Annotated in this window: 16 protein-coding genes and 3 tRNA genes; 11 read left to right on the forward strand and 8 right to left on the reverse strand. The window is 61.8% G+C overall.

The window, feature by feature from the left end; all coding sequences use genetic code 11:
* Positions 1-201: 201 nt before the first annotated feature.
* The 3 genes from HMPREF3104_RS07780 to HMPREF3104_RS07790 all read right to left on the reverse strand — a co-directional run bounded on the left by HMPREF3104_RS07780 (position 202) and on the right by HMPREF3104_RS07790 (position 572).
* A tRNA-Arg gene (locus HMPREF3104_RS07780) sits at positions 202-277 on the reverse strand.
* 1 nt (position 278) lies between these two features.
* A tRNA-Ser gene (locus HMPREF3104_RS07785) sits at positions 279-370 on the reverse strand.
* Between the two features lie 114 nt (positions 371-484).
* Positions 485-572 (reverse strand) — tRNA-Ser (locus tag HMPREF3104_RS07790).
* A gap of 89 nt (positions 573-661) precedes the next feature.
* Here HMPREF3104_RS07790 and HMPREF3104_RS07795 point away from each other — a divergent pair.
* Complete coding sequence (locus HMPREF3104_RS07795; protein WP_070495069.1) at positions 662-1,636, forward strand: NAD(P)H-quinone oxidoreductase; 975 nt, start codon at positions 662-664, stop codon at positions 1,634-1,636.
* Positions 1,637-1,641: 5 nt separating this feature from the next.
* Here HMPREF3104_RS07795 and HMPREF3104_RS07800 read toward each other — a convergent pair whose 3' ends face one another.
* Positions 1,642-2,862 carry an aminotransferase class V-fold PLP-dependent enzyme gene (locus HMPREF3104_RS07800; RefSeq protein ID WP_070495070.1) on the reverse strand — a complete coding sequence of 407 codons (1,221 nt, stop codon included), beginning with the start codon at positions 2,860-2,862 and terminating at the stop codon, positions 1,642-1,644.
* Between the two features lie 136 nt (positions 2,863-2,998).
* Between HMPREF3104_RS07800 and HMPREF3104_RS07805 the strand changes: the two genes are divergently transcribed.
* Together HMPREF3104_RS07805 and HMPREF3104_RS07810 are read left to right on the forward strand one after the other, a co-directional pair.
* On the forward strand, positions 2,999-3,847 hold the full coding sequence (locus tag HMPREF3104_RS07805; protein WP_070495080.1) for a galactan export ABC transporter permease subunit Wzm/RfbD: 849 nt from the start codon (positions 2,999-3,001) through the stop codon (positions 3,845-3,847).
* Positions 3,848-3,902: 55 nt separating this feature from the next.
* On the forward strand, positions 3,903-4,700 hold the full coding sequence (locus HMPREF3104_RS07810) for a galactan export ABC transporter ATP-binding subunit Wzt/RfbE (protein ID WP_070495071.1): 798 nt from the start codon (positions 3,903-3,905) through the stop codon (positions 4,698-4,700).
* 192 nt (positions 4,701-4,892) lie between these two features.
* Here the strand turns inward: HMPREF3104_RS07810 and HMPREF3104_RS07815 are convergent, their stop codons facing one another.
* Entirely contained in the window at positions 4,893-5,885 is a 993-nt protein-coding gene (locus HMPREF3104_RS07815) for a hypothetical protein (RefSeq protein ID WP_070495072.1), read from the reverse strand.
* A gap of 54 nt (positions 5,886-5,939) precedes the next feature.
* On the opposite strand from HMPREF3104_RS07815, the gene HMPREF3104_RS07820 reads away from it, so the two are divergent.
* Positions 5,940-6,881: a galactofuranosyltransferase GlfT1 gene (locus HMPREF3104_RS07820; protein ID WP_070495073.1), complete on the forward strand. Its 942-nt coding sequence runs from the start codon at positions 5,940-5,942 to the stop codon at positions 6,879-6,881.
* Here the strand turns inward: HMPREF3104_RS07820 and HMPREF3104_RS07825 are convergent.
* The 3 genes from HMPREF3104_RS07825 to HMPREF3104_RS07835 are packed head-to-tail and all read right to left on the reverse strand — an operon-like array spanning position 6,823 to position 8,195.
* The gene (locus tag HMPREF3104_RS07825) at positions 6,823-7,380 is read right to left on the reverse strand and encodes a GtrA family protein (RefSeq protein WP_246816387.1); all 558 of its coding nucleotides are present in this window, start codon (positions 7,378-7,380) and stop codon (positions 6,823-6,825) included. The genes HMPREF3104_RS07820 and HMPREF3104_RS07825 overlap by 59 nt on opposite strands.
* Positions 7,361-7,750: a hypothetical protein gene (locus tag HMPREF3104_RS07830; protein ID WP_070495075.1), complete on the reverse strand. Its 390-nt coding sequence runs from the start codon at positions 7,748-7,750 to the stop codon at positions 7,361-7,363. The genes HMPREF3104_RS07825 and HMPREF3104_RS07830 overlap by 20 nt, the downstream gene beginning before the upstream one ends.
* Before the next feature lie 13 nt (positions 7,751-7,763).
* Positions 7,764-8,195 (reverse strand): hypothetical protein, encoded by a 432-nt coding sequence (locus HMPREF3104_RS07835; protein ID WP_083279009.1) that lies wholly within the window; start codon positions 8,193-8,195, stop codon positions 7,764-7,766.
* 47 nt (positions 8,196-8,242) lie between these two features.
* On the opposite strand from HMPREF3104_RS07835, the gene HMPREF3104_RS12485 reads away from it, so the two are divergent.
* The 7 genes from HMPREF3104_RS12485 (at position 8,243) to HMPREF3104_RS07865 (ending at position 19,104) form a co-directional block, all read left to right on the forward strand.
* A complete protein-coding gene (locus HMPREF3104_RS12485) occupies positions 8,243-8,413 on the forward strand; it encodes a hypothetical protein (protein ID WP_168156365.1) in 171 nt (56 codons plus the stop codon).
* Between the two features lie 75 nt (positions 8,414-8,488).
* On the forward strand, positions 8,489-9,904 hold the full coding sequence (locus tag HMPREF3104_RS07840; RefSeq protein ID WP_070495076.1) for a decaprenylphosphoryl-beta-D-ribose oxidase: 1,416 nt from the start codon (positions 8,489-8,491) through the stop codon (positions 9,902-9,904).
* Positions 9,905-9,918: 14 nt separating this feature from the next.
* The gene (locus HMPREF3104_RS07845; RefSeq protein ID WP_070495077.1) at positions 9,919-10,683 is read left to right on the forward strand and encodes a decaprenylphospho-beta-D-erythro-pentofuranosid-2-ulose 2-reductase; all 765 of its coding nucleotides are present in this window, start codon (positions 9,919-9,921) and stop codon (positions 10,681-10,683) included.
* Between the two features lie 309 nt (positions 10,684-10,992).
* Positions 10,993-12,915 (forward strand): galactan 5-O-arabinofuranosyltransferase, encoded by a 1,923-nt coding sequence (locus HMPREF3104_RS07850; RefSeq protein WP_070495078.1) that lies wholly within the window; start codon positions 10,993-10,995, stop codon positions 12,913-12,915.
* A gap of 3 nt (positions 12,916-12,918) precedes the next feature.
* Positions 12,919-16,284, forward strand: a complete 3,366-nt coding sequence (locus HMPREF3104_RS07855) for an arabinosyltransferase domain-containing protein (protein ID WP_246816388.1) — start codon at positions 12,919-12,921, stop codon at positions 16,282-16,284.
* A gap of 15 nt (positions 16,285-16,299) precedes the next feature.
* The gene (locus tag HMPREF3104_RS07860; RefSeq protein WP_070495079.1) at positions 16,300-17,175 is read left to right on the forward strand and encodes a cutinase family protein; all 876 of its coding nucleotides are present in this window, start codon (positions 16,300-16,302) and stop codon (positions 17,173-17,175) included.
* Between the two features lie 24 nt (positions 17,176-17,199).
* Entirely contained in the window at positions 17,200-19,104 is a 1,905-nt protein-coding gene (locus tag HMPREF3104_RS07865; RefSeq protein WP_070495083.1) for a M13 family metallopeptidase, read from the forward strand.
* The last annotated feature ends 102 nt before the right edge of the window (positions 19,105-19,206 follow it).

The following is a 19,206-nucleotide window of genomic DNA, read 5'->3' on the forward strand; positions in this document are numbered from 1 at the left end:
CCGTCGATAAGAAAATGCCAAACAACCGTTCGAACCACACCGCCAAGCGGTACCTGACTGAGGCCAACTGGAGTCAACCTCAAAACAGTCCGGCGTTCTTTACATCAACCTTGCGGCCGTCAGGCGCGGGTGAAATGTGGTTTCCCAACGCGAACAAACACCCAGGAAACAGAAAAACCCTGGTTTCCCAGGGTTTTTGTTTGGTGCGCCCGGAGGGATTCGAACCCCCAACCTTCTGATCCGTAGTCAGATGCTCTATCCGTTGAGCTACGGGCGCGTGGCGGAGACGACAGGATTTGAACCTGCGGCCCTCCGCAAAGAGGGCAACTCCTTAGCAGGGAGCCCCATTCGGCCGCTCTGGCACGTCTCCAGACCTCGAACCAGTGTAATGCACCACCAACCCCCGACCAAATAACGCGCAAATTTAACCGCCGGAACCCGTAACACCCCATGTCACGGGCCTCTCCAACCCACCCAAAAAATTTGGCGGAGACGGGGGGATTTGAACCCCCGGAGGTGTGACCCTCGCCGGTTTTCAAGACCGGTGCATTCGGCCGCTCTGCCACGTCTCCAACAGTCCGTAACTGTACACGCCGCCCCCGCGATCGCAGTATTCTGGGCTGGCATGAACGCACCCATGAACGCACCAGCAAATACAACCATGCAAGCCATCCAGCTCACGGACGCGGAAAGCCCGCGCTCCCTTGAACTTTGCAACACCCCCACCCCGCAGCTCCAAGAGGGCGAGGTGCTGGTCAAGGTCACGGCCGCCGGCGTGAACCGCGCTGACCTGGTCCAGGCGGCCGGCAAGTACCCGGCGCCGAAGGGTGAATCCGAGATCATCGGCCTTGAGTGCGCGGGTGTCATCGTCGACCCAGGCACCACCGGCCGCAAAGAGGGCGAAGAGGTCGGCTGCCTGCTGGCTGGCGGCGGTTACGCCGAGTACGTCGCGGTGCCGGAAGGGCAGCTCACGCCGAAGCCACAAAATCTCACGTTGGAGGAACTGGCGGGGGTTGTAGAGGTCGCTTGTACGGTGTGGTCGAATTTGGGGATGCTCGTGGGCGTCGATAAGCCGCATGCGGACGGCACACCGAAGAGGGTGCTGATCCACGGCGGTTCGGGAGGCATCGGCTCCTTTGCCATCCAGCTGTGCAAGGCGCTGGGGTGTGAGGTGGCCACCACCGCCGGCAGTGCGGAGAAGGTGAAATACTGCCGTGAGCTGGGCGCGGACCACGTGATCAACTACCGCGAGCAGAACTTTGACGAGGAGCTCAAGGGCTGGGCCGACGCCATCCTCGACGTGGTCGGCGGGCCCTACCTGGAGCCGAACGTGAAGGCGCTGGCGATGGATGGGCAGCTGGTGGTCATTGCGCTGCAGGGCGGGGCGAAGGGCGAGATCAGCCTGGGTCGGATGATGCCGCGCCGCCAATCGCTGCACGCCACCACGCTGCGCGCCCGCCCGCGTCCGATGAAGGCGGAGATTGTGGCCTCCACCGTGGAAACCGTGTGGCCACTCATTGAGGCCGGCCGCATCAAACCGAACATCACCGCCACCTTCCCGCTCGCCCAGGCCGCACAGGCCCACGACCTGCTGGATTCCGGCGACAGCACCGGCAAAATCGTCCTGACTGTCTAAACGCCCTAAGCCAGGCTGGCCACGGTGCGCGTCAGCTGCACCACATCCGCCTGCGTGTTGAACGGGCTGAGGCTCACCGTCACAGCCCCACCCATCTCATCAACCCCCATGTCAGAGAGCAGTTTGCTTGACGACGCCAACGTGGCCACCATCCCATTCGCCACCAACCGCTGATACACCGTCTCCGCAGGGACGTCCCTCACGCCGAACGTTAAGCGCGGGATGCGGTCCAGATGGGTGTGCTCAGCGGCCTCGCCAGAGACGCCCACAATATGCACCTTGGGCAAGGTACCCAGGAACGTGTACAGATCCTCGCGCAGGTGCTCCATGTAATCCGCCGCCTCCTGCATGGAGTACGCCAAACGAGCCCGGCGCGTCACCTTCCGCGGATGCCCGCCGCGGGGTTCTGCCAGCTGCGCGTAGTGCTCCACAATCGCCGACACACCACCGGCCAGGCCCGGCGCGACCGGCAAATCCAACATGTCGCGGTCCAGGCGGTTGAGCATCGCCTCATCACGGAACACCAACGCAGCCACCTGCGGTCCGCCCATCGCAGCCACGTCAACGGCAACAATGTCAGCACCGAACTCGTCGAAGCTAAGGGGGCGGTATGGGAGGTACGACGAAGCGTCGACAAGCAGCCAAGCCCTCGAACGTCCCCTGACCGCCTCCGCAACCTGCGACACCGCAACCACCGTGCCAAGCTGCGCGTGCGCCGCCGGAATAGACACTAGGCGCGTGGAACCATCCACCAACTGCTCAAACTGCCACGGCGGCAACTCCCCCGTGGCCAAATCCGCCTGTGCCCAACGCACCTGCGCATCCACCAGCTGAATCGTGGACGTCAGCCGCGGGTCATCCAGGCCCGTCACCACAACCGAAGAATTGTGACGGAACAACGGACGCATCGCCACCGAAAGCGCCAAGTACAACGCCTGCACACTCGGGCCAAGGACTACCCGCTCAGGCGTAGCGCCGGTCAGGTCCGCAACCGCCGCCCGCGCATCCGCAACCAGCGTCTCCCCCTCCGGACGTCCCGGCGTGAACCGTGCATGCGAGCCAATCACCGGCTCCGGCGGAGCAACCGTAAACGCCGCACGAAAACTCCTCGCCACTGCCGACGCCACCCGCTCCGGCACCTGCGACACATCATGCGCATTCAAATACGTCCAACCGCTGGACAACGAAGTGTAGAGGCCACGCACACTAGCAACGTCATACGCCACGGCCTCACACCCCTTTCTAAGAAAACATTGGCCTTTATTATGCCCCGCGGAGCCACCTACTGCATACCGGCAGCGTGCAGCGGCTAGGGTGATGTAGGTGCGAGACATCGAACAACTGCGTGCAGACGTTGCCCGCATGACCAGCGAGCCGGCAAGAGACACCCCGGCGTCACAATCCAAGACCCTGGCCATGTCATGGCGCGACCTCACCCGCGGGTGGGGCCAACACGAACTCTGGCTACAACTGGGCTGGCAGGACATCAAACAGCGCTACAGAAGGTCGACGCTTGGCCCGCTGTGGATCACCATCGCCACCGGCGTCATGTCACTGGCGCTCGGCCTGTTGTACTCGATGCTGTTCCAAATCTCCGTCGCCGAATTCCTGCCGCACGTCACCGTCGGCTTCATCGTCTGGGGATTCATCTCCGGCTGCATCAAAGACGGCGCCAACGTCTTCATTGAAAACGAAGGCCTGATCAAACAACTGCCCTCGGCGTTGTCGGTGCACGTCTACCGCCTGGTGTGGCGCCAACTGCTGTTTTTGGCACACAACATGGTCATCTGGCTCATTCTCGTGGTGGCGTTCCGCATTGACCTCGGCTTCAACGTGCTGTGGGCTGTGCCGGGGTTGGCACTTCTGGTGCTCAACGGTGTGTGGGTGACCATGCTGTTCGGCATCATCGCCACCCGCTTCCGCGACGTCGCACCGCTTCTTGAGGCAATGGTGCAGCTGCTGTTCTACGTCACCCCAATCGTGTGGACCACCAAAACCCTGCGCGAACAGGGCGGCGAAGTAGCCTCACGCGCCCGCATCGCCGAGCTCAACCCGCTCTACCACTACCTAGAAATCGTTCGCGCCCCCCTCATCGGGCAAGAAGTAGCCGCCTACCACTGGTGGATCGTCCTCGCCTGCACCGCCGTCGGCCTGCTAATCACACTGTTTGCCATGAAGCAGATGCGCTTCCGCGTGCCTTACTGGGTGTGACGCTGCTCTTTTAGTTGCTCCCGCTGCTTTAGCTGCGTCACAGAAAGGACCCGAAATGGTTTCCATTGACACCTACAACGCCTGCGTCGACTTCCCCATTTTCGACGCCAAATCACGCTCCCTCAAAAAGGCCGTCATGTCATCCGCCGGCGGCAAGATTGGCAAGAACGCCTCAAACACCGTCGTCGTTGAAGCACTGCGCGACATCAACCTCCACCTGCGCGAAGGCGACCGCGTGGGCCTCGTCGGCCACAACGGCGCAGGCAAATCCACCCTGCTGCGCCTCCTGTCCGGCATCTACGAACCCACCCGCGGCTCCGCCATTGTCCGCGGCCGCGTCGCCCCCGTCTTCGACCTCGGCGTAGGCATGGACCCGGAGATCTCCGGCTACGAAAACATCATCATCCGCGGCCTGTTTTTGGGCCAGACCCGCAAACAAATGAAGGCGAAAATCGACGACATCGCCGAATTCTCCGAACTTGGCGACTACCTCAACATGCCCCTCCGCACCTACTCCACCGGCATGCGCGTCCGCCTGGCGCTCGGCGTAGTCACCTCCATCGAACCCGAAATCCTGCTGCTTGATGAAGGCATCGGCGCCGTCGACGCCGCGTTCATGTCCAAAGCCCGCGTCCGTTTGGCCGAGATGGTGGAACGCTCCGGCATCCTGGTCTTCGCCTCACACTCCAACGACTTCCTGGCGCAGCTCTGCAACACCGCCCTGTGGGTGGACAAGGGCGAAATCCGCCAAGCCGGGCTGGTTGCTGACGTAGTCGGTGCCTACGAAGGGCCCGAAGCCGGCGAGCACGTTGCCAAACTGGTGCGACGCTTCCACTACGGCGAAGAAGAGTAGGTTTCGGCAGCTGGTTTCGGCGGCGCTGACAAATGTGACAACACAACGAGCCCGACCCGACCGCGACCTGGGCAAATGTAAACGGCGTTGTTAAATTTGTCAGGATCCACGGTTCCCCCTGACAAATCGTGCAAAGCGCCCTTAGTGCCAGAGCCGCGACCTGGGCAAACGCAAATCGCATCGTCACATTTGTCAGGAAGCGCCAACGTCGGCGGCTTTTTGGCGGATGAGGTCGCAGATAAGGTCGACTAGCTCAAACATCGTCTTCGATGAGCAACGGGCAACGATCCACTCCAGACGCGCTGCCTTCAGATTGATGGCAGCATCCTTTTGGCGCTGGTCATACTCCCAGTGGTGGGCGCCGTCATACATTGCGCCGATCTTGAGAGCGGGGATGGCGAAGTCGAAGGTGGTGACTATCACCCCGTTGTCATAAAGCGGCACTTGTTCCTGCAGGGTGTAGCCGAATTTTCCAACGACGCTACTAAGCAGCAGGCGAAGTTCCGTCTCTTTAGGAGAGTCAGCAAGTGAGCTGCTCAAGGGCAAAACCCGCTCAAGCCACCGACGAGACAGCCTGCGAGCGGCAGCTTCCTCAAGCTCTTCCGGTCTTACCCCCAAGAAACGTCGGCAACAATCGATGAGTTGGATCGCCATGACGTCAACTGGTTCCAACCCATCAATGTTCACCTCATGCCAGCGGTGCATCCCTTTTCGGATGTGTTGCAGCGCCTGGACCAGCGCCTCCGCGGGCGCGAACGCACTAAAGGTGACTCCGCGGTGCCGGAGCGTATAGCTTCTGCCTAGCGGGCGCGGCATGCGCAGGACCGTTGGTGAGATCTCGTTACCGAGTTTGGTCCGGTCGGTGGTGCAGTAGAGGGTGGTGTCGGCGGCGTCCACAAGAAAGGGCAGGCCGTAAAGGGCCAGGGCGGCGAACGCGCCGACGATGCAGCCGGGGTGTTCCACCGCGTGCGCGACGGCGCGTGCGGCGGCGGGTGCTGGGTAGGGGATGTTGTGGGGGTGGGCGTGGGCGTCCCGCTCTATAAGCCACACGTTTCGGCACTCCGCCTCCCGCACGTACCTTTCCCGGCTGAGCTGCACATAGTGCTCCCCCGCCTCGCGTTGCGACGCATGCACGAGCACCACATCAAACGCCACCTCAAACCCAATACTGCTAACAATCCCCATACTGAATTAGACGCGCTGAAGCCCCCGCCGGTTCCATCCGGCACAATAAAACCCATGAGTTCCCACGAGGCGCTGCTAAACCCAAACGGCACGACGGCCGCGGTCATTGTCACCCACAAACGTGTTCACCTGCTGAAGCATTCCCTGGAGCAGGTGGTGAACCAGACGCACCCGGTGGATTGGGTGATCGTGGTGGACAACGGTGCTGAAGACGGTGCCGAAGACGGCACCGAAGATACCGCTGTGAAAGAGCTGCTGACCAGCCTGGCCGGGGAGAAGGCGGTGTACCTGCCGTCCAAAACCAACTTGGGTGGCGCGGGTGGGTTCGCCTACGGTTTCCTGCACGCGTTGGCGCTGGGTGCGGACGCCATTTGGTGCGCCGATGATGACGGCCGCCCGGCAAGCCACGACACGTTGGAAATGCTGTACGCCCAGGCAGCCAAGCACAAGTTGGCCGAGGTCAGCCCCGTGGTTGCCAATATTGAAGACCCCGGCAAGTTGGCGTTTCCGTTGCGTCAGGGGACCACGTGGCATCGTCGTGTAGAAGAGCTTGAAGGCGAGTTCCTGCCCCAGTACGCCAGCCTGTTCAACGGTGCGTTGATCAGCGCGAAGGCGATGGAGCGGATCGGCGTGCCGGACTACCGGCTGTTCATTCGTGGTGATGAAGTGGAGTACCACCGCCGCCTCGCCCAATCGGGCCTGAAGTACGGCACGGCGCTCAACGCGTTCTACCTGCACCCGGACGGCTCCGGCGAGTTCCACCCCATCATGGGTGGGCGCGCGCACGCGCAGTGGCCCGACAACGAATCCAAGCGGTATTTCACGTACCGCAACCGCGGCTACATCATCAACCAGCAGGGCATGAAGCGGATGAAGCTGCAGGAAGTGATGCGTTTCGGGTGGTTCTTCCTGCTACAGAAGCGTGATCCGAAGGGATTTATTCAGTGGCTGAAGCTTTTGCGGATGGGGGCACGGGAGGATTTCCGCCGGCCGTAGGATCGGGCTTAACCTCGGCCGCGTAGCTAGTCGGATCGGCGACCTCGATCATCTTCGTCTCATGACGGAAGATCACGCGACGCTGCAGCACAAAGTTGGTCACCGTGGCAACGCCCTGGGCGATGACAAAAGCGATGAGGTCCTTAAACGGGTCCCCGATCCCCAACGCCAGAAGCGGCGGCTCGGACCAGCGGTACAACAGCAGCTGCACGGCAAACGTGCAGGCGTAGAGCAGGACCACGGCACCGGCTTTCTTGGCGTTGACCTCGGCTTTAAACGCAAAGCGGGAGTTGAGCAGGTAGGCCACCAGGGTGCCTACGCACCAGCCGAGCGCCTTGGACGCGTCGCGCGACAGGGGCGAGAGCTTGGTCAGCGAATAGGTCACGCCGAAGTCCAGCACGGCGCAGCCGATGCCGATGATGATGAACGGCACCAGCTGCTTTTTCAGCGCTGATTTCGCGGCCGAAGTAGCGGCCGATTTACTCGGGGATGAACTCACGCCGGGGTAGTCTACCCGCCAGCAGTTGCGCATTCACCGCGCGGATGTCAAAGGGGTGCGGGCCGAACTCGCCGGCGCCCGCCACGCACATGGCGGCTGCATCGTCGCTTTCGCCGAGGTGGATCTCAGCCAGTTGCATTTGAAACTCCCACAGGCCCCAGTGGAAGTGGAGGGTGTCGCCGGGGAAACGCAGCAGCTCCCCAATCGTAAGGGCCCCATCGGTATCGGAGCCGACCTCGCCGTCGATGTCGAAGACGGTTGCCACGATGCGCCGGCATTCGGCAACGGTTGTGTGTTGGGGGAGGCCGATCCAGCGGTAGACGGTGTCGTCGCTAAGCAAAAAGCTCCGGACCATCAGCATGCGTGACATGCGCCCAGGCTACCTATTTTTTGATCTGCTTCACCGCCAGGTAGGTCGCGGCCAGTGCCCCAGCCACCCAGGGCTTCGGCTTATCGACGCCACGCTTACCCAACCCAGCCACCACCCCATCAACCAGGCGAGATGCAAGAGTAAACGCGCCGAACGCGCCCACGGCAACGGCGCCGATCACGCCCCAGGACAACGCGACAGAATCCTCTTCACCCTGCTCATCGTCCACAACGGCGGTCAGATCATTACGCGGGTCCTCATCAAACGCGTTGAACACCGCGATCGTGCCAGCGTTTAGCGCAAGCAGCGGCAGGCGCGCCGCCGGGAACGCAACAAGCGCGGCGATGAAACCCGCCTGGATGCACTGGCCAGCGAACGTGTTGTCCAGCGCGTTGTAATCAATCCGCTCTTCGGTGATCTGATCGGTGATCTGCTCGGTCTGCATACGGCAAATCGTACCGGCTGGGGCCCACATAGCTAGGGTTGTCCGGTATGGAACAACCGTTGAACCATTTCATGCAACAGCTGATGGCGCAGGAGCTGCCGGTGCAGGACAGCGCCAGCCGCGCGCTGATTTTGAAGATTTTGCGTGAGTATGAGGGCCCGCAGATCACCTCGCAGGAGGAGCTGCCGAAGGAGATCCGGGAGATTTTGGAGCTCTGACCTGCTACGCCTTGGGATAAACGTCACACCTTTTGTTACGGGTGCGTTACGGTTGCGTGAGTAAGGTTGGAAGACATGCAGATTCACACCGACTTGAAGTCCCTCCACGGCTGGGGACGCACCGCTCCAAGTACCGCTCACGTACTTTCCACCCCTGACGTTGATGTGATCAAGGCAGCCGTGGCACGCGTGGCAGATGAGAACGCTTCCCTGCCTCAGTCCCAGCGTCGCGGCGTGATTGCCCGCGGCCTCGGCCGTTCCTACGGCGACCCGGCGCAAAACGGCGGCGGCCTGGTGGTTGACATGACCGTGCTCAACCAAATCCACTCCATTGATCCGGAAAGCGGCATTGTGGACGTGGACGCGGGCGTGAGCCTTGACCAGCTGATGAAGGCGGCACTGCCCTACGGCCTGTGGGTGCCGGTGCTGCCCGGTACGCGCCAGGTAACCATCGGCGGCGCTATCGGCCCGGACATCCACGGCAAGAACCACCACTCCGCAGGCTCCTTCGGTGACCATGTTGTGTCCATGGAGCTTCTGGTTGCAGACGGGCGTGTGCTCCACCTTGAGCCGGAAGGCTCCGCGGATGACCCGGACGGCACGCTGTTTTGGGCAACCGTGGGCGGCATGGGCCTGACCGGCATCATCCTGCGCGCACGCATCCAGATGACGTTTACGGAAACCGCGTACTTCATCTCTGACACGGACCGCACGGACACACTGGATGAGACCATTGCCATCCACTCCGACGGCTCCGAGGTCAACTACACCTACTCTTCCGCCTGGTTCGACGCGATCTCCGCGCCGCCGAAGACGGGCCGCTCCACCATTTCCCGCGGCTCTCTGGCCACGCTTGAGCAGCTGGAGGAGTACGCGCCGAAGCTGGCGAAAGACCCGTTGCGTTTCAAGGCCCCGCAGTTGATGACGGTGCCGGACATCTTCCCGTCTTGGACCATGAACAAGCTTTCGCTCATGGCTATCGGTGAGGCCTATTACATGATGGGCGCGCCTTCGAAGAACGACATCAAGAACCTGACGCAGTTCTACCAGCCGCTAGACCTGATCGGCGAGTGGAACCGTGGCTACGGTTCGAAGGGTTTCTTGCAGTACCAGTTCGTGGTGCCCACCGATGCGGTTGAGCCGTTCAAGGACATCATTTACCAAATCCAGTCCTCCGGCCACTACACGGCGCTCAACGTGTTCAAGCTGTTCGGCGAGGGTAACCGCGCGCCGCTGTCCTACCCAATGAAGGGTTGGAACGTGTGCGTTGACTTCCCCATCCGCCCGGGCTTGGGTGAGTTCCTGGACCGTCTGGATGAGCAGGTGATGGAGTTCGGCGGCCGCCTCTACCTGGCCAAGGAGTCGCGTACGTCCGCGGAGAACTTCCACGCCATGTACCCGGGTTTGGACGGCTGGTTGAAGACCCGCCGCGACATCGACCCGACCGGCGTTTTCGCCTCTGACCTGTCCCGCCGACTTGAGCTGAACTAGAAAAGGAACCTGAAATGTTGAATGCAGTAGGCCAAGCCCAGCACATCCTGCTTCTCGGCGGCACCAGCGACATCGGCCTTGCCATTGTCAGCGAGCTCGCCTCCCGCGGCGGCTCCCCCACCGTCACCCTTTGTGCCCGCGAGGGCTCCCCGCGTATCGACGCCGCCGTGAACACCCTCACCGCCTCCGGCGCCGGCGAAATCCGCATCGTTGACTTCGACGCCCTGGATTTCGACTCCCACCCTGCAGTGATTGACGCCGCGTTTGCCGAGGGCGAGGTAGACATTGCCGTCGTTGCCTTTGGCACGCTGGGCGACCAAGAGGAACTGTGGCAGGACCAGGCCAAGGCCGTGGCGTCTGCGCAGACCAACTACACCGCATATGTTTCCGTGGGCGTGCTGTTGGGCCAGGCGATGAAGCGCCAGGGCCGCGGCAACATCATCGCGCTGAGCTCCGTTGCGGGCCAGAAGGTGCGCCGCTCCAACTTTGTGTACGGCTCCGCCAAGGCGGGCATGGACGGCTTCTACCTGCAGCTGGGTGAGGCGCTTCGCTCCAGCGGCGTCAAGGTCACCGTTGTCCGCCCCGGCCAGGTGCGCACCAAGATGACCGAGGGTCTCGACGAGGCACCGCTGACCGTAAACAAGGAAGACGTTGCCGAGGCAGCCGTCGACGCCGCTTTGGCTGGCAAGCCCGCCGTGTTCGTGCACAAGCTGTTCGGCCCGATCTCCCTTGTGCTGCAGCACATCCCGGCGGCGATCATGCGTCGCCTGAGCTTCTAGCTTTGGCTGGCTGACAAAGTTGACAACCGACCCCAACCCCAGTTCCTAAAACAGCAGGTCACAGGGTAGGGGCGAAATCGCGTTGTCACATTTGTCAGCCGGATGGCGGGGATCCTGACAAATGTGACATGGCGGTTTGTGTTTGCGCAGGTCGCTAACCGCCCAGCGGCGCCGCATTGTCACATTTGTCAGCGCCACCTAAACCGGCCAGCTCCAAACCGCCGAAAACGCCCTAAAGTCTTAACCTTCTCTTGAGGTTTGCGCCGTTGCTACTAGGGCGTGTGGGGGCCATGTGACAAACTATTACGCATGACCACCACTTCCACCCGCGAATTGCGGGTTACTTCCTATGCGCCGGATGAGATCTCTGACGCACAGGCTACGTCTCGGGCGGTCAGCTTCTTTTTCCTCGGTGGCGCGCTGGCGCTTGCCGGCTGGTTTGTCTTAAAGACGCTGTCCTTGCCCGCGTTTAATACCTCGATGATGCCGCGTGCGCTGTCGGCTGCGGCGTCGTTTACCTTGATTGCCATTGGCACATGGTGCTGCTGGCTGTGGGTGCGTGGGCGGAAGAACATCCTGATTGAGACCGTGGTGTCTCTGGTGCCTGCGGGCATTGTGCTGACCGCGTTGGGCATCCCGCTGACGGCTACCAACTTGTGGCTGGACGGTATCCAGGTTGACCAGGGTTTCCGTACGCAGTTCCTGTCTCGTATGGCGCTGGGTCCGTCGCTTGCGGATATGAACTACGTGGATCTGCCCACGTTTTACCCGGCTGGTTGGTTCTGGTTGGGTGGGCGCTTAGCTAATGCGTTGAATATGCCTGGTTGGTTGGTGTATCAGCCGTGGGCGTTGGTGTCGCTAGCCGCGGTTGCGGCGATGTTGACGCCGATTTGGCATCGGCTGACTGCGTCTCTGCCGGTGGCGGGTGCCCTGGCGTTGGCGAATGTTGCGGTGGTGCTGACGGAGGTGCCAGATGAACCGTATGCGGCGATTGTGGCGATGTTGTTCCCGGCTGCTGTGGTGGGCGCGCACCGCGCACTGAGTGGTTCGTGGTGGGCCACGGGTGCGCTTGCGCTCTACCTTGGCGTTTCGGCCACTATGTACACGCTGTTTACTGCCTTGATGGCGTTGACGGTGGTGGTGTTGGCCGTGATCATGTTCTTCAACCGCGGCAATTCGCTGACGCCGGTGCGCCACCTGTTGGTGATCGGGTTCAGCTCTATGGCGATTGCCCTGATCACGTGGGGCCCGTACCTGCTGCGCCTGGTCACTGGTGATGAGGAGGCGATGTCTACGGCTAACCACTTCCTGCCGGAAGAGGGCACGTACTTCCCCATGCCGTTCTTCTCTTTGTCCGCCATTGGTTTCCTCAGCCTGATTGGCCTGTTCTTCTTGGTTGTGCGCCTGAGCGAGCCTGAGGTGGCAGCGCTGGGCTTGGCCATTTTGGTGTGCTACTTCTGGGCGATGGCCTCTATGGCGGTCACCTTGTTTGGTACGTCGCTATTGGGCTTCCGCGTTGAGGTGCTGCTGATTTTGTTGTTCACCACCGCGGGTGTGTTGGGCTTTGCGGAGATCCGTCTGGTGGGTGTGGATTTCTGGTTCTCGTACCGTTTCTCCGATGCGACGAACCGGGCGATCACCACGGCTATGTTTTTGCTTGTTGCTGCGGGCAGCGTGTTTTATGTGCAGCAAATTCCGGTGGAAAACCGTGATCACATTGACCAGGCCTATGCGGATACTGATGGTTTTGGTGAGCGCGCTGACCGCTTCCCGGCGGATGCTGGCCGCTACTACGGCGAGATTGTGGAGTTCATGTCGGAGCACGGTCGCCGCCCAGGCGAGGCTGTGATTTATACCGATGAGATCAACTTCATGGCGTTTAACCCCTATTACGGGTTCAACGCGTTTACCAGCCACTATGCCAACCCGTTGGGTGAGTTCAACCGGCGTAATGAGGAGTTGGTGCAGTGGGCGGAGCTGTCCAATACTGCGCCGGCGGAGCTGACGGCTGCCATTGATAATTCGCAGTGGCGTGGTCCGGAGGGGTTCATTTTCCGCGGCAACGTGGATAAGAAGACGCCGCTTAAGACGCATGTGGCGTATGACATTTATCCGAGCCAGCCGAATGTGCGCTATGAGGGCTTGTTCTTCAACGCGGAAGCGTTTGATTCTGCCGATTGGGCTATGAAGCAGATCGGCCCGTTTGTTGTTGTGGTTCGCAAGGAGCAGTAAACCGTGGGTCAACACATTGAAACTTTTCCGGAAGCCACCACACGTCGTGTGCGGGTGAAGCGCGCGCCGCGTTCCTTGGTCACCACCGCCACGGTGAGTGGCTTGTTGGCGTTTGTTCTGTTGGTACTGGTGCCGTTTTTGCCGGTGAACCAGGTGCAGTCTTCGGTGTCGTGGCCGCAGAACAATTCGGTGCAGGCGGTGAATGCGCCGTTGATTTCGCTTGCGCCGCAGGAAGTGGATATCCAGATCCCAATTGAGGCGGTGGATCACGTCCGCCCGGGCCAGTCTTTGGTGTTGGGTACGTTGCCGGAGTCTTCGCAGGAGGCGTTTGATCGCGGCCTGTTTGTTACCGCGCCTGGTGGTGGGCTTGTGGTGTCTGCGATCAATGAGGTGCTTTTTGATCTCACCCCTGAGGAGGTTGCAGCGCTGCCTCGTGATGCGGTGCTGAGCATCCAGCAGACCGATGAGGAGACCACGGTTGCTATCAACGGCACGTCCTACTCCGAGGAGGTTGAGGATGATTACCGCGCCCAGTTCACCGGTTTCTACTCGGAGCTTGAGCCGGATGCAGGGCAGTTGCTTATCGACGCTGGCCTGACCGCCCACATCGACATCAACTCCCGCTTCACGTCCTCGCCAACTGCGGTGAAGGTGTTCGCGATGATCGCGGGCTTGATTGCCGCAGTGGTTTCTTTGGTGGCGTTGGGCCGTATGGATCGTTGTGACCGCCGCCGTGTGCCGCTGTTTGGCCGCGAGTGGCGCACGTTCAAGCCGCTAGATGGCATCGTGCTTGCCGTGTTGGGTTTCTGGCACGTCTTCGGCGCGAATACGTCTGATGATGGCTTCTTGCTCACCATGGCTCGCGTGGCCAATGACTCGGACTACATGGCCAACTACTACCGCTGGTACGGCGTGCCGGAGGCACCGTTTGGCTCCCCGTTCTATGACGTGTTGGCGCTGCTTGCGCGTGTAACTACGGCGTCGATGTGGATGCGTCTGCCCACGCTTCTGGCCGGCATTGGGATCTGGTGGGTGCTGTCGCGCTCGATCTTGCCGCGCTTGGGTGAGGCGGTTTCGGGGCGTCGGGTGGCGTACTGGACTGCGGCGTTTGTGTTCCTGGCGTTCTGGCTGCCCTATGACAACGGCACCCGCCCGGAGCCGATCATTGCCGCTGGCATCTTGATCACCTGGGCACTGTTTGAGCGTGCCATTGCCTATGACCGCCTGCTGCCTGCAGCGTTGGGCACGATCACGGCTGCGCTGACCTTGGCGTGTGGTCCGACGGGCTTGAGTGCAGTGGGCGTGTTCCTGATTTGTTTGCCGGCGGTGTTTAGGACGATGAGGCGTCGGCAAGCAATGGCTCCGATGCTCGCCTACATTGCGGCCTTCCTGGGTGCCGGCATGGCCGTGATGGTGCCTGTGTTTAAGGACCAGACTCTGGCCACCGTGCTGGAGGCAACCGCCGTGCGCTCCGAGGTGGGCCCGGCGCTGCACTGGTACGAGGAGTGGGTGCGCTACGCAACGCTGTTCCAGCAAACGGTGGACGCCTCGCTGGAGCGCCGCTTCCCCGTGTTCACCCTGGTGCTGTGCATGGTGCTGATCCTGTGGGGCATGGCGCGCTGGGGCCGCATCCCGGGCACGAACAAGGCAACAACGCAGCGGATGGTGCTCATTGTTGCCTTGACCGTGTTCTTCATGATGTTCACGCCAACGAAGTGGACCCACCACTTCGGCATCTACGCGGGTGTGGGCGCTGCCGTTGCCGCACTCGGCTCGGTGGTGCTGTCCCACTTCGCGCTGCAGTCCGCCCGCAACCGCACCTTTGCGTTTGCCGCAACGCTGTTCCTGCTGGCCCTGACCCTGGCCGGCTGGAACGCCTGGTGGTACGTCTCCTCCTTCGGCGTGCCGTGGTGGGACCGTACCGTGCAGTACAAGGCGGTGGAGGCCAACACCATCGTGCTGGCGCTGGCCGGTGTGGTGTTTTTGGTTGGCATTGTCCAGTCGCTGATGCACAACAACCGGCGCGCTGAGGCCGCCAAGGCCGGCAAAGCGCGGGAGTTTGATCAGGCGGCGCGTGTAGACGCTGGCCGCTGGGCCGGCATCATGGGTGCGCCGATCGCGGTGCTTGCGGTGCTGATTGTGGCGTTTTCGTGCTTGACGTTTGTGAAGTCCTTTGTGTCCCAGGCGCCGTCATATTCCGTGGGCATGGGCAACGTGCGCAGCTTTACGGGTGATGTCTGCGCGCTGGCATCGGACGTGATGCTGGAGACGGATACGAATGACTCCTTCCTCACGCCGATTGACGGGGTGCCGTTGGGCAAGTCCTTAGACGCTGGCACCAACGTCGGTTTTACCCCTGATGGTGTGCCTGCCTACATCGCTTCTGAAAACTCCAACACCACTGACGTGTTGCCTTCGGCGCAGTCGGATGCGCAGGCGGTCCAGGCGCCGGAGGATGCGTTGAGTGAGCAGGCGCAGTCCACCTCCAGTGTGAATACGCAGGGTAACCGGCCGGCGTCTCTACGCGGCGTGAACAACTCCACAGTGCGTTTGCCGTTTGGGTTGGACTACCAGCGCGTGCCGGTGGTGGGCACGTTTGAGGATGACCCGAGCCGCAAGGCCGTACTGGAAACCGTGTGGTTTGAGCTGCCGGAGCACAACCCGGATGCGCCGCTTCTGGTGACCTCGGTTGCGGGCAAGATTGCGCACCATGACATCAACGGTGTGGAGCAGGAAGGCACCACGCTTGAGCTTGAGTTTGGGCAGCTGCGTGACGACGGCAGCGTAAAAACCCTCGACAGCGTAGAAATGCTGGACCAGGGCCCGACTGGTGATTGGCGTAACCTGCGCTACCCGCTGGAAGACCAGCCGGAGAAGGCGGACGTTGTGCGCCTGGTGGCGGAGGATGCCTCCTTTGGTGAGAAGGATTGGCTGGCGGTAACCCCGCTGCGTAACCCGACGCTTGCGGCGATGACGGACGTTGTGGACCGCGACACCCCGGGCCTGTTGGACTGGACGGTGGCCTTCCAGTTCCCGTGCCAGCGCACCTTTACGCACTACGCTGGCGTAACCGAGATCCCGCAGTTCCGCGTGATGCCGGACGCGCCTGGTAAGAAGCAGCTGTCTGGTTTCCAGGACTTCCTTGGCGGTGGTGCGCTGGCGACAGCCGAGGCGGTGAATTATTCTTACGACGTTCCTGGCTACCTGCGAGGTGACTGGCAGCGTGACTGGGGCTCATTTGCCAAGTATGAGCTGCGCACGGACTCCACGGGCGCGGCCCCGGTTGAGGCGAACATTGACTACGAAACCCACACCAGGTGGGGTTGGTGGACGCCAGGCCCGATGAAGATCAGGAACCCGAACGAGTAGGAGTTGGAGAAAACGATGAGGTTCAAGCGCTTTGCTGCTGCCGTGGCAGCGAGTGTTACCGCTGCCATGGCTTTGGTAGCCCCTGTTGCTTCCGCGCAGGGTGTCGGTGGGCAGATGATGTCTTCTGACAACACGATTGGAGTTGTGCAGGAGCAGGGCTGCAAACCGCATTACCTCATTGCTGTGCCGGGTGGTGCAAACACGGTGGCTGGTGTGCCAACGTTTGTGCCGCACGGCGGGCACGTGTTCAGCACCGGCCTGTTAACGCAGATGCGTACCAACGGTGCGATTGAGCCGCTGTGGATTTCCTACAACTCGGGTGCGTTTGCGCAGCGTCCGTACTATGCGGCGTCCAAGGCGGCGTATGACACCACCTATGGCACCGTTTTGAAGTTGGCGAACGCCTGCCCTGATGCCACGTTCAGTTTCACCGGTTTCTCCCTGGGCGCGGATGTCACTGCGCGTTTGACGCGCGACATTGCCAACGGCCACGGCCCGATTGCGCAGGAGCGCGTGGATGCGGTTGCGGTGATTGCAAACCCGTACCAGGGTCCGAATGGGGCGACCCTGTCGCCGGGCACCTCGCCGGATTCAGTTGGCGCCCTTGGTGCGCTGGAGGGCGGCTACGGTGTGCTGGCGGGTCGCGTGCTGGAGATCTGCCGTCCGGATGACATTGTGTGCTCCATGCGCGAGGAGCACCGCGCACTGGTGGCACCGGCGATGCGCACGCACATGAGCGCGGGCCGCATTCCGTGGAACGAGTACCAGGCTATTTTGCAGAAGCTGGGCCTAGGCGCGGGTACCGTTGTTGCCGGTATGGCCGCCCACGGCGGGTACGCCACGTTTGGCCCACAGCAGGCATCGGATTGGATTGTGCAGCACACCATGTAGTGGCTTGCCACTACAGTTGTGGGCATGCATGACCTCTTTGCGTTAGTAAATGGCAACTGGGTGCGTGACCACGTCATCCCCGCGGACCGCGGGATTGACGGCGCGTTTTACGCACTCCGCGACAAATCTGAAGAAGACGTTCACGCCCTGCTGAAGGAAAGCGACAGCCGCGCAGGCGTGCTATACCGCGCCTTCATGGACACCGAGGCGATCAACGCCGCGGGTACCTCGCCGCTGAAGGCGGACTTAGACCGGATTGTTGTGGCGGACGTGGAAGAGTTCGCCCACAACCTGGGCCTGTTGGAGCGCGAGGGCGTTGGCGCGCCGCTGAGCTACTGGGTGGAGAAGGATTCCCAGGGCGAAGACGCGGTGGCCTACCTGGTGCAGTCCGGCCTGGGGCTGCCGGATGAGGCCTACTACCGCGAACCGCAGCACGCTGAGACCTTGGAGAAGTACCAGGGCCATGTAGCGCGCATGCTGAGCTTTTTGGACGGCACGTACCTGATGGGCCTCAGCCCCGAGCAGGCGGCGGCGCGCATCGTTGCGTTGGAAACTCAGCTGGCGTCCAGCCACTGGGATGTGGTCAAGGCCCGTGATGCGGTGGCCACCTACAACCCGACCACGCTGGAAGAACTCCCGGCGATTATCCGCACCATGCTGGCCGCCTCCGGGTTGCCGTCCGGCCGCGTGATCAACATGATGCCGTCTTTCACCGAGGACCTGGCAGCGATGCTGCGCCCGGAGGCACTGGCGGACTGGCAGCTGTGGGCGGTGTGGAGCGTTCTGCGTTCCCGCGCGGGCCAGCTCACCGAGGAAATTGCAAAGGCCAACTTCGAGTTCTACGGCACCCACCTTTCCGGTGCTACCCAGCAGCGTGACCGCTGGAAGCGCGGCGTTGCCTTGGCGGAAAGCCTGGTTGGTGAGGAGATTGGTCGGGAGTACGTTGAGGGGCACTTCTCGGCGGCGTCGAAAAGCGAAATGCTCCGGCTTGTTGACTATCTGATTCAGGCCTACCGCGAGCGCATTGCCAAGCTGGATTGGATGGGCGAGGCCACGCGCGAGCGCGCACAGGAGAAGCTGGGGCAATTCACCGCCAAGATTGGCTACCCGGAACGTTGGCGCAGCTTCGACGGCCTTGAGTTTGTGGAAGACGGCGCGCAGCTTCTGGCAAACGTGCGTGCGGGTGCTGCCTTTGAGCACAACTACCAGCTGGCCAAAATTGGCAAGCCGAGCGATCGCGCGGAGTGGGTGACCACCCCGCAGACCGTCAACGCGTTCTACAACCCGGTGGTCAACGACATCACCTTCCCCGCCGCCATCCTGCAGCCGCCGTTCTTCGACCCGGAGGCCGATGCGGCGGAGAACTTCGGCGCGATCGGTGCCGTGATTGGCCACGAGATCGGCCATGGTTTTGATGATCAGGGCTCGCGTTACGACGGCCACGGTAACCTCAACTCCTGGTGGACCGAGGAGGACCGCGAACGGTTCGAAGCGCTCACATCCCAGCTGGTCAACCAATTCAACGGCCTGGTGCCGTCCGTGCTGGCTGATCAGGATTCCAACGGCGTCAACGGCGAGTTCACCCTTGGCGAAAACATCGGTGACCTGGGCGGACTTGGCATCGCCGTGGAGGCGTACAAGCTCTACCTGGCGGACCAAGGCCTAGAGGATTGCCCATCGCGCCCATTCGGCGATTTGGACGGCACCTACACCGGCTTCCAGCGCCTGTTTTTGGCGTGGGCGCGCGTGTGGCGCTCCAAGGCACGCCCGGAGATGGCGGCACAACTTCTGGCGATTGACCCGCACTCCCCCAACGAGTTCCGCTGCAACGTCATCGCCTCCAACGTGGACGAATTCTATGAAGCGTTTCACGTGGAACCAGACTCCCCAATGTGGATCGATCCGGATAAGCGGGTGAAGATTTGGTAGAGCGTGTTGGGTCTGAGCCTGTTGGATCTGAGCCTGTTGGGTCTGAGCCTGTTAACGAGCAGCTGAGTGAGGACTTCCATGTTGGCGGCCGTGACCGCGAGA

The organism is Corynebacterium sp. HMSC30G07, assembly GCF_001806945.1.
GTDB classification, from domain to species: domain Bacteria; phylum Actinomycetota; class Actinomycetes; order Mycobacteriales; family Mycobacteriaceae; genus Corynebacterium; species Corynebacterium riegelii.